The sequence below is a fragment of the Micromonospora sp. M51 genome, from assembly GCF_018070305.1.
In the GTDB taxonomy this organism is placed as follows: Bacteria; Actinomycetota; Actinomycetes; order Mycobacteriales; family Micromonosporaceae; genus Micromonospora; species Micromonospora parva.
In genome coordinates this window covers 1-9233 of sequence record NZ_JAGPXZ010000177.1, presented here as the reverse complement: position 1 = coordinate 9233, position 9233 = coordinate 1, and the positions used below count along the sequence as shown (strand labels likewise).

7 protein-coding genes and 1 pseudogene are annotated in these 9233 nt (G+C 71.9%); 5 read left to right on the top strand and 3 right to left on the bottom strand.

The window, feature by feature from the left end; genetic code table 11:
• Positions 1-603 (top strand): annotated as a pseudogene (locus tag KBX53_RS12460) (ATP-binding protein); the annotation flags it as partial.
• A 5-nt stretch (positions 604-608) separates the two neighbouring features.
• Complete coding sequence (locus KBX53_RS12455) at positions 609-1022, top strand: roadblock/LC7 domain-containing protein (protein WP_203148617.1); 414 nt, start codon at positions 609-611, stop codon at positions 1020-1022.
• A gap of 79 nt (positions 1023-1101) precedes the next feature.
• Here the strand turns inward: KBX53_RS12455 and KBX53_RS12450 are convergent, their stop codons facing one another.
• A complete protein-coding gene (locus tag KBX53_RS12450) occupies positions 1102-2445 on the bottom strand; it encodes a GH1 family beta-glucosidase (protein ID WP_030328664.1) in 1344 nt (447 codons plus the stop codon).
• An 842-nt stretch (positions 2446-3287) separates the two neighbouring features.
• Here KBX53_RS12450 and KBX53_RS12445 point away from each other — a divergent pair.
• Complete coding sequence (locus KBX53_RS12445) at positions 3288-6194, top strand: glycoside hydrolase family 48 protein (RefSeq protein WP_210859259.1); 2907 nt, start codon at positions 3288-3290, stop codon at positions 6192-6194.
• 333 nt (positions 6195-6527) lie between these two features.
• Here KBX53_RS12445 and KBX53_RS12440 read toward each other — a convergent pair whose 3' ends face one another.
• Positions 6528-7208, bottom strand: coding sequence for a DUF3159 domain-containing protein (locus KBX53_RS12440; RefSeq protein ID WP_210859263.1), 681 nt, complete (start codon positions 7206-7208; stop codon positions 6528-6530).
• 158 nt (positions 7209-7366) lie between these two features.
• Here KBX53_RS12440 and KBX53_RS36310 point away from each other — a divergent pair, with 158 nt between their 5' ends.
• Positions 7367-8254: a phosphatase PAP2 family protein gene (locus tag KBX53_RS36310; RefSeq protein ID WP_309140762.1), complete on the top strand. Its 888-nt coding sequence runs from the start codon at positions 7367-7369 to the stop codon at positions 8252-8254.
• 8 nt (positions 8255-8262) lie between these two features.
• Positions 8263-8931, top strand: coding sequence for a maleylpyruvate isomerase N-terminal domain-containing protein (locus KBX53_RS36305; RefSeq protein WP_309140761.1), 669 nt, complete (start codon positions 8263-8265; stop codon positions 8929-8931).
• Positions 8932-8968: 37 nt separating this feature from the next.
• Here KBX53_RS36305 and KBX53_RS12430 read toward each other — a convergent pair.
• A partial coding sequence (locus KBX53_RS12430) for a putative peptidoglycan binding domain-containing protein (protein ID WP_305797943.1) occupies positions 8969-9233 on the bottom strand: 265 nt, incomplete at its 5' end.

Here is a 9233-nt window from a genome sequence, read left to right as displayed (position 1 = left end):
GGCCTGGTCGCCCGGCTCGTCCTGCCCGCCGAGTTGCGGGCTCCGCCGGGCAACGTGGAGCTGGACGCGCCCCCGTCGGCGCGGATGCTGGCGGCGAGCGCGGCGCGAGGGCTGGCTGCGCAGCCCGGGGCGGGCTGGCCGGGCGCTGCCGCCGCACCGGGCGCTGCGGTGCGGGACCTGCCGGTGGCCGGCCGCCCGCCGGGCGTCGGCGTGCCGCGTCAGGGCCGCCCGATGCCGGTGCGCGCCGAGGACGTGTTGGCCCCGGCCGCTGCCAACGGCAACGGCAACGGTGGGGGCTGGTATTCGCGGCAGGGCCCGACCTCGCCGGTGGTGCCCGCACCGGCGGCGCCACCGACCATCCCGGTGACCGCAGGCACCAACGAGCGGGGACTGCCGGTGCGGGTGCCCATGGCGCAGTTGAGCGCTGTCACCCGTTCGGCCCAACCGATGACGGCACCGACCCGCACCGACCCGGACCCGGAGGCGGTCGGCGGCATGCTCTCGCGGCTCTACAGCGGAGTACGGCGCGCCGAGGCTGAGGACACCACCGAGATACCCGTGCCACCGTCCGGGGGGCACGACGAAGGGGGACGACGACAGTGACGACGTTGAGCCAGGAGGCGCGTGACCTGAGCTGGCTGGTGAGCGCGTTCGCGGAGCGGGTGCCGGGTGTGGCGCACGCGGTGGTGGTCTCCTCCGACGGGCTGCTGGTGGCGATCTCCGATCACCTGCCGCGTGACAACGCGGACAAGCTCGCCGCGGTGACCTCCGGGCTGATGAGCATCACCGCGGGCGCGGCCCAGATGTTCGACGGCGATGTCGTCAAGCAGACGGTGGTCGAGATGGGCCGTGGCTACTTCCTGGTGATGCAGATCCGCGACGGTTCGATTCTGGCGACCTTGGCGGCCGGTGACGCGGACATCGGCGTGGTGGGCTACGAGATGGCCCGGCTGGCGAAGCAGGCGGGGGAGATGCTCACCCCGGCCCTGCGGGCGGAGTTGCAGCAGGCGCTGCCCCGCTGAGTGAGCCGGCCGAGCCCGGACGGTCACCGGCTCACCCGAGCCGAGCCGTCCGGGCCCGGCGGTCCGGGTGGCGGCGCGTTCAGAAGCCGCCGTCGGCGATGACGGAGCGGTACCAGGTGGCGCTGCTCTTGAGCACCCGCCGCTGGGTGGGGTAGTCGACGTAGACCAGGCCCCAGCGCTGGTCGTAGCCCTGGTCCCACTCGAAGTTGTCGAGCAGTGACCAGACGTGGAAGCTCTCCAGCGGCACCCCGTCGGCGATGGCCCGGTGCGCCGCGGTGAGGTGGTCGCGCAGGAAGCTGATCCGGCCGGTGTCCTGGACGGTGTCGTCCGCGTCCAGAGTGTCCGGGGTGGGCAGCCCGTTCTCGGTGATGGTGAGCGGGATCGGGCCGTAGTCGCGGGTGATCCGGGTGAGCAGGTCGTACATCCCCTCGGGGTAGATCTGCTGCCACTCGGCCTCGGAGGTCGCCCACCGGTGCGCGGTGCCGCCGTCGGCGGTGACGTAGATCGGGGTGTAGTACTGCACGGCCAGCAGGTCGACCGGCGCGGAGATGACCTTCAGGTCGCCGTCGCGGATGCCCTGGACCATCCGGCTCTGCGGGCCCAGGTCGGCCAGCAGGTCCTCCGGGTAGCTGCCCTTGAACAGCGAGTCGAGGTAGAGGCGGTTCTCGTAGGCGTCGTAGAGGTGGGCGGCAGCGGCCGCCTGCGGGGAGTCGTCGGCGGGGTAGCAGGGGTGCAGGTTGAGCGCGGGGCCGATCCGGCTGTCGCTGCCGGTGGCCCGCAGCGCGCCGACGGCGAACCCGTGCGCGAGTTGCAGGTGGTGGGCGACCAGGTAGGCGGCGTCCGGGTCCTGCCGGCCGGGGGCGTGGTGGCCGGTGAGGTAGCCGTTCTGCACCACGGTCTTGGGCTCGTTGATGGTGAGCCAGGACGGCACCCGGTCGCCGAGGGCGCGGAAGACCACGTCGGCGTAGTCGGCGAAGCGGTGGGCGGTGTCGCGCGACTCCCAGCCGCCGGCGTCCTGGAGCGCCTGGGGCAGATCCCAGTGGAAGAGGGTGGCCATCGGGGTGATGCCGCGCTCGTGCAGGCCGTCGAGGAGCCGGCGGTAGAAGTCGAGGCCGCGCTGATTGGGCGTGCCGGTGCCGTCGGGTTGGATCCGGGGCCAGGAGATGGAGAAGCGGTAGCTGCGCAACCCGAGGTCGCGCATGAGGTCGAGGTCCTCGGCGTACCGGTGGTAATGGTCGATGGCCACGTCGCCGGTGTCTCCGTTGCGGGTGCGCCCCGGGACGCGGCTGAAGGTGTCCCAGACCGACTCGCCGCGCCCGTCCTCCTTGGTGGCGCCCTCGATCTGGTACGCCGAGGTGGCCGCGCCCCAGCCGAAGTTGTCCGGGAAGCGCAGCGGGCCGGCGGGCCCAATAGGTATCGACATGGATTCTCCTCATGGATACGGGGCCACCGCCGAAAGATTCGGGAGCGCTCCCATGATAGGGCAGGCGCTGCCGGCTGGTCAGCCGGCCGTCATGGCGGCCGGCGCTGGCGAGTGGGAGACGGATGTGGCCCCGAGCAGCGAACGAGGCCGTCCGGGCGGCGCGGCGCGCCTGTCCCGTCGGCCTCTTTTCCTATCGTGTACGGGGGTTTAGTGTGGGGACGGGGGAGGGCAACCCCCGTCCCCACCGTAACTGCACACACACGGGCGGAATTTGGGTCCTGCCGTGCGTGTCGCGCGGGAGCCGGGCCACGCGAGTGGCTCTGGTTCCACCTCCCTCCCTGTGGCGGGACGATGGCTGACGACGGCGTCCGGGCTGGCCCGTCGTCGGCCCTCGGTCTGGTTCCCTGAGCTCGTCAGAGACGATCCCAGCGATCTTCTTGTTGGAACCTTGTCGATGGAAGCGCTCCCATCGACCGATGTTGCGACTGTAACGCCCGTCACGCCTTTGTGAAAGCCCCAAAACGAGATCGAAACAAGGAGCTGATCCGAGGCTCCGTGCGCTTGTTGTGGGAGCGCTTCCATGGCACACTGTCGATTCGACGCGACAGGAGCCACATCGCGTGAGTGCGGGTCCACCGAGGGCAGCCGGCAGCACCAGCTCCGGTCACGGTCACCCGATCAGCCGGCGGGACCCCTCCCGTGCGGGCTCGCACCGCCGAACCCCGGCCGGGCCCGGGGGAGACCACCTTCCCGGCGCCTCGACATCCCCGCGGACCACCACCCACGCGGGCAGGCGCCTCGCCGGGGACCGTCCCGGCCCGGTCCGAGGAGACACCGCGCACATGAGACAACTGGCACGACGCCGTCGAGTGGCGATCATCGCCGCCGCCGCGCTCGCCATCGGCGGGGTGACCCTGCCCGCTGGCGCCGCACAGGCCGCACCCGCCTGCGACGTGGTCTACGCGACCAACGACTGGAACACCGGCTTCACCGCCAATGTCACCATCAAGAACCTGGGCGACCCGATCACCAACTGGACGCTCAAGTGGACCTTCCCGAACAGCGGTCAACGGGTCACCCAGGGCTGGTCGGCCCGGTACAGCCAGACCGGCAGTGAGGTCACCGCGACCAACGAGTCGTACAACGGCAACCTCGGCACCGGGGCCTCCACCACCATCGGCTTCAACGGCGCCCACACCGGGAGCAACCCGAAGCCCACCGCGTTCACCATCAACGGCACCCCGTGCAACGGCACCCCGGCCAACCAGCCGCCGACGGTTTCGCTCGGCCTGCCGAGCGGGCCGTTCACCGCGCCGGCCGACGTGCCGCTGACCGCCACCGCCAGCGACCCGGACGGGACGATCAGCAAGGTCGAGTTCTACCGCAACGGCCTGCTGATCAACACCGACACCAGCGCCCCGTACGCCTACACCCAGGAAGACCTGCCGGCCGGCAGCTACACCGTGCAGGCCAAGGCGTATGACAACGCCAACGGCATCGGGGTCGACGAGAAGGCATTCACCGTCGGCGCCGCCAGCGGCCCCACGCTGGTCGCCACGCCGTCCGCGGTGAGCGTCGCCGAGGGTGGCACCGCCACCTTCAACCTGAAGCTCAGCGCCGCGCCGACGGCCAACGTGCCGGTCACCCTCACCCGCACCGGTGACACCGATGTCACGGTCTCGCCGAGCACCGTCACGCTGACCCCGAGCAACTGGAACACCGGGGCCACCGTCACGGTCGCCGCGGCCGAGGACGCCGACACCGTCGGCGGCGCCGCCACCATCACCGCCACCGCCACGGGTCTGGCCTCGCTGGCGGTCACCGCCACCGAGATCGACAACGACACCCCCGGCGGCGACAACACCTACATCGCGAAGTTCCTCGAGCAGTACGGCAAGATCAAGAACTCGGGTTACTTCAGCCCCGAGGGCGTGCCGTACCACTCGGTGGAGACGCTGATCGTGGAAGCCCCCGACCACGGTCACGAGACCACCTCCGAGGCGTTCAGCTTCTGGCTCTGGCTGGAGGCGAACTACGGGCGGGTCACCCAGAACTGGGCCCCGTTCAACAACGCGTGGACCGTGATGGAGAAGTACATCATCCCGACGCACGCCGACCAGCCGACCGCCGGCTCCGCGGGCACCCCGCAGTACGCCGCGGAGTACAACCTGCCCAGCCAGTACCCCTCGGCGCTGGACCCGAACGTCCCGGTCGGCCAGGACCCGCTCCGCTCGGAGTTGCAGTCCACCTACGGCACCGGCGACATCTACGGCATGCACTGGCTGATGGACGTCGACAACACCTACGGCTTCGGCCGCTGCGGTGACGGCACCACCAAGCCGGCGTACATCAACACCTTCCAGCGGGGCACCCAGGAGTCGGTGTGGGAGACCGTCCCGCAGCCGTCCTGCGACACCTTCAAGCACGGCGGTCAGTACGGCTACCTCGACCTGTTCGTCAAGGACACCGGGGCCCCCGCCAAGCAGTGGAAGTACACCAACGCCCCGGACGCCGACGCCCGCGCCGTGCAGGCCGCGTACTGGGCGCTGACCTGGGCCAAGGCGCAGAACAAGCAGGCCGACGTCGCGGCCACCATCACCAAGGCCGCCAAGATGGGCGACTACCTGCGGTACGCGATGTTCGACAAGTACTTCAAGAAGATCGGCAACTGCGTCGGGGCCAGCACCTGCCCCGCCGGCAGCGGCAAGGACTCGGCGCACTACCTGCTGTCCTGGTACTACGCCTGGGGCGGCGCGTACGACACCAGCCAGAACTGGTCCTGGCGGATCGGCTCCAGCCACAACCACTTCGGCTACCAGAACCCGTTCGCGGCCTGGGCGCTGACCAACACCCCGGAGCTGGCGCCGAAGTCGCCGACCGCCGCCAGCGACTGGGCCAAGAGCCTCGACCGGCAGTTGGAGTTCTACACCTGGCTGCAGTCCGCCGAGGGCGGCATCGCCGGTGGTGCCACCAACAGCTGGGACGGCAGCTACGCCCAGCCGCCGGCCGGCACCAGCACCTTCTACGGCATGTTCTACGACGTCGACCCGGTCTACAACGACCCGCCGTCGAACCAGTGGTTCGGCATGCAGGCCTGGTCGATGCAGCGCATCGCCGAGCTGTACCTGCAGACCGGCAACGCGAAGGCCAAGGCGCTGCTGGACAAGTGGGTGCCGTGGGCGATCGCCAACACCACCCTCGGCACCAACTGGTCCATCCCGTCGGACATGGCGTGGACCGGTCAGCCGACCACCTGGAACCCGTCCAACCCGCAGCCCAACACCAACCTGCACGTCGAGGTCACGGTGAAGGGCCAGGACGTCGGCGTCACCGCCGCCTACGCCCGGACCCTGATCGCGTACGCGGCCAAGTCGGGCAACGTCGCGGCGAAGGACACCGCCAAGGGGCTGCTCGACGCACTGTCGTCCGCCAGCGACGCCAAGGGCGTGTCCACCACCGAGAAGCGTGGCGACTACCGGCGCTTCGACGACGTCTACAACGCGTCCACCGGACAGGGCCTCTACGTCCCGTCGGGCTGGACCGGGAAGATGCCGAACGGCGACGCCATCGCCGCCGGCAAGAGCTTCCTGGACATCCGGTCCTTCTACAAGAACGACCCGGACTGGCCCAAGGTGCAGGCGTACCTGGACGGTGGTCCGGAGCCCGAGTTCAACTACCACCGGTTCTGGGCGCAGGCTGACGTCGCCATGGCGTACGCCGACTACGGCAGCCTGTTCCCGAACGGCTGATACGACCCGGGGTGGGTGGCGTGGACCGCCCACCCCGGGGTCCGGCCCGGTCCGGGGAACGACGGACCAGGGCTGGCGGACGGCCTGACACCCACGGTCAGGCCGGGGTGGGCCGGCCATCTGGCCGACGCAGCGGATCGGCTGGCCCGCCCCACCGCCCGGACTGAAGCTAGCCGCGAAAAAGCCCAGAAATTCGGGCCGTCGCGGGATCACACCGAGGTCCGTGACGGAGTAACGTACGTCACCGGAGAGGCCGCTCCCCCCGTGGCGGCCTCTCCACTTTTGCAGCGAGTCCGCGCCGCCCCGCCGCACCGGCGAGGCGGCGCGACCGGTTCAGCGAGGCGGCACGACCGGGTGACGCAGCCCCGGGTGCCCGGCCGGCAGCGAGCGCCGCAGCACCACCCAACTCAGTGCCAGCGCCGCCGCCACCAGCGGCCAGGTCAGCGCCACCCGGGCCACCACCAGAGCGAGCACCTGCCCGCCCAGGTAGAGCGGCACGAACACGGCGACCCGCAGCAGGTACGTCGCCGTCCACACCCAACTCGCCCGGCCGTACCCGCGCAGCAGCACCGGGTCGCGCCGCCATCGGGCGCGCTGGCCCAGCACCGCGCCGACCAGCACACCGAGCAGTGGCCACCGCACCACGATGCTGACCGTCCACGCCAGAGCGCTCGCGGCGTTTGACAACACCTGGATCAGAAAGAAGTTCTCGGCCCGACCGGTGCGCACCGCGATCAGCGCCGCGACACAGACGGCCAGCAGCCCGATCAGGACCGAACGCGGCCGGTCACCCCGACGCAGGCGTACGCCGGCCACCACCGCGCCCACAGCCAGCGCCGCGCCGACCCCGCCCCACAGCGACTCGCCGCCCCACAACCACCCCGCGGCGAACGCCAGCGGCGGCAGTGTGGCGTCGATGGCGCCGCGTCGCCCGCCCAGCAGATCCGTCAGCGACTCGGCCCGCGCTGGCTCTCCCGGACCGGTGTCGGCGCCGGCCCGCGCCGGCCCTTCCAGCCCCGGATCGCCGCCTCCGCGCTGCTCCGGACCGGGCTCGGCCGGGCAGCTGTCGCGCTCCGGTGTTCCGCTCACCACCGCCTCCTCACCTCCGGCACAACCTAACCGGCGATTGGTGGCGGGCCACCGCTCGGACCGCCGACACCTGCCGCTACGGTGTGCGGATGCGCGCGACGGCACGGGGTTGGACCGCGGTCTGGTTGGTCGTACTGGCCCTTGTCCAGGCGGCTGCCTTCCTCGCCGTGTGGCGGGTGGCCGTGCACCTCGAGATCGGTCAGTGGGTGGACACCGTCGCCCTCACCGGCAACCGGATCGGACAGGACACCATCGATGGTCCGGTCGACCGGATCCTCAACGCGATGTCGGTCGTCTCGCTGCTGGCCGCCACCGCGATGATCGGCTTCATCGCGTTGATCCGGGGGCGGATCGCCCTGGCGATCACCGCGACCCTGCTGATCGCCGGAGCGAACGTCACCACCCAACTGCTCAAGTACGGGCTGAACCGCCCCGACTTCGGCCTCGACCCGGAACGCGCGGCGGTGGGCAACAGCCTGCCCAGCGGGCACACCACGGTGGCCGCCTCGGTGGCGGTCGCGCTGATGCTCGTGCTGCCGCGCAAGGTCCGGGCGGTCGGCGCGTTCGTGGGTGCCGGCTACGCCGCCGTCGCCGGAGTCGCCACCCTGTCCGCCGGCTGGCACCGGCCCAGCGACGCCGTCGCCGCGTACCTGGTGGTGGGTGTCTGGGCGGCGTTGGCCGGGTTGCTCCTGCTGATCACCCAACGGGAGCAGGCCGAGGTCGCCCCCGGCGACGCGCACCGGGCCGCCGCGCTGGTGCTCGGGGTGGTCGGCCTGCTCGCCCTGGTCGCCAGCGGACTGTCCCTGTCCTGGCTGATCGAGCTACGCGGCACCGGGCCGCAGGAGTTGTCCCGCCGGCCGTTGTTCGTCGGGTACGCGGGCAGCGCCGCCGGGATCGCCGGCACGATGGCCGTGGTGATGGCGCTGGTGCTCACCGTCGTGCACCGGCTGGTGCCCCGGGTCAAGGGCTGAGCCGCCCGGTGGAGCCGACCCGGGCGGCGTTCTCCGCCGAGTGCGCGCGGTTCACCGAGGTCCTGGCCGAGCTGACCGACGATGATCTCGGCCGGCCCACCGACTGCCCGCCGTGGACCGTCCGGGAGCTGAGCGCGCACACCCGCACCGGGGTCGGCCGACTGACCGACATGCTCGCCGCGCCCGCCCCGCCACACGCCGAGGTGGACGCCGCCGGCTACTTCGGCGCGGCGAAGTTCACCGCCGAGGTCGACGCCGACCGGATCGCCGGCGGGCAGCGGGACGCGCTACCGGTGGACCGGGCGGCGCTGGCGACCGAGTTCGACCGGGCCTGGCGGGCCACCGAGGCGGCCGTCGCCGCCGCCGCGCCCGACCGGGTGGTGCGAACCCGCCACGGCGACGCGATGCGCCTCGGCGAGTTCCTGCGGACCCGGGTCGTCGAGGTGGGCGTGCACGGGTTGGACCTGGCCGCCGCGCTGGGCCGGTCCCCGTGGCTCACCCCACCGGCGGCGGCGGTCATCGCCGAGCTGCTCACCGGCGGACGACCGACGCCGGCCGGGTTGGGCTGGGACCGGTTGACGCTGATCCGCAAGGCCACCGGCCGGACGGCAGTGACCGTCCCGGAACGGGCAGCGGTCGACGCCGCCGGCTTCCGCTGGCTGGCCTTCGGCCGCTGACGGCCGGCCCTGCGGGGTCGTCGCCGGTGTTGCTGAATCAGCTCGCCGAGCGGGGCGCGGGGACGTGCGGGGCGACACCGCGCAGGTGCGTCAGCACCACCGGGTCGATCCGCCCCGGCACCAGCCGCTCCTCCAGGTTCTCCAACCCGGCCCAGGAGATCAACGCCGCTTCCGGGTCGTCCTCCCGCGCCGGATGACCGAGCGCGGCGAGCAACGCCGCCACCTCGGCGGCGACCGCGCCGGTGAGGTCGAGCAGGGTGGCCGGGTCCGGCCGGCCGAACAGCATGGTGTGCACCGACAGC

Excerpts from the sequence above, each read along its gene's own strand:
- KBX53_RS12450 (WP_030328664.1), bottom strand. The coding sequence starts at position 2,445 with ATGTCGATACCTATTGGGCCCGCCGGCCCGCTGCGCTTCCCGGACAAC.
- KBX53_RS12445 (WP_210859259.1), top strand. The coding sequence starts at position 3,288 with ATGAGACAACTGGCACGACGCCGTCGAGTGGCGATCATCGCCGCCGCC.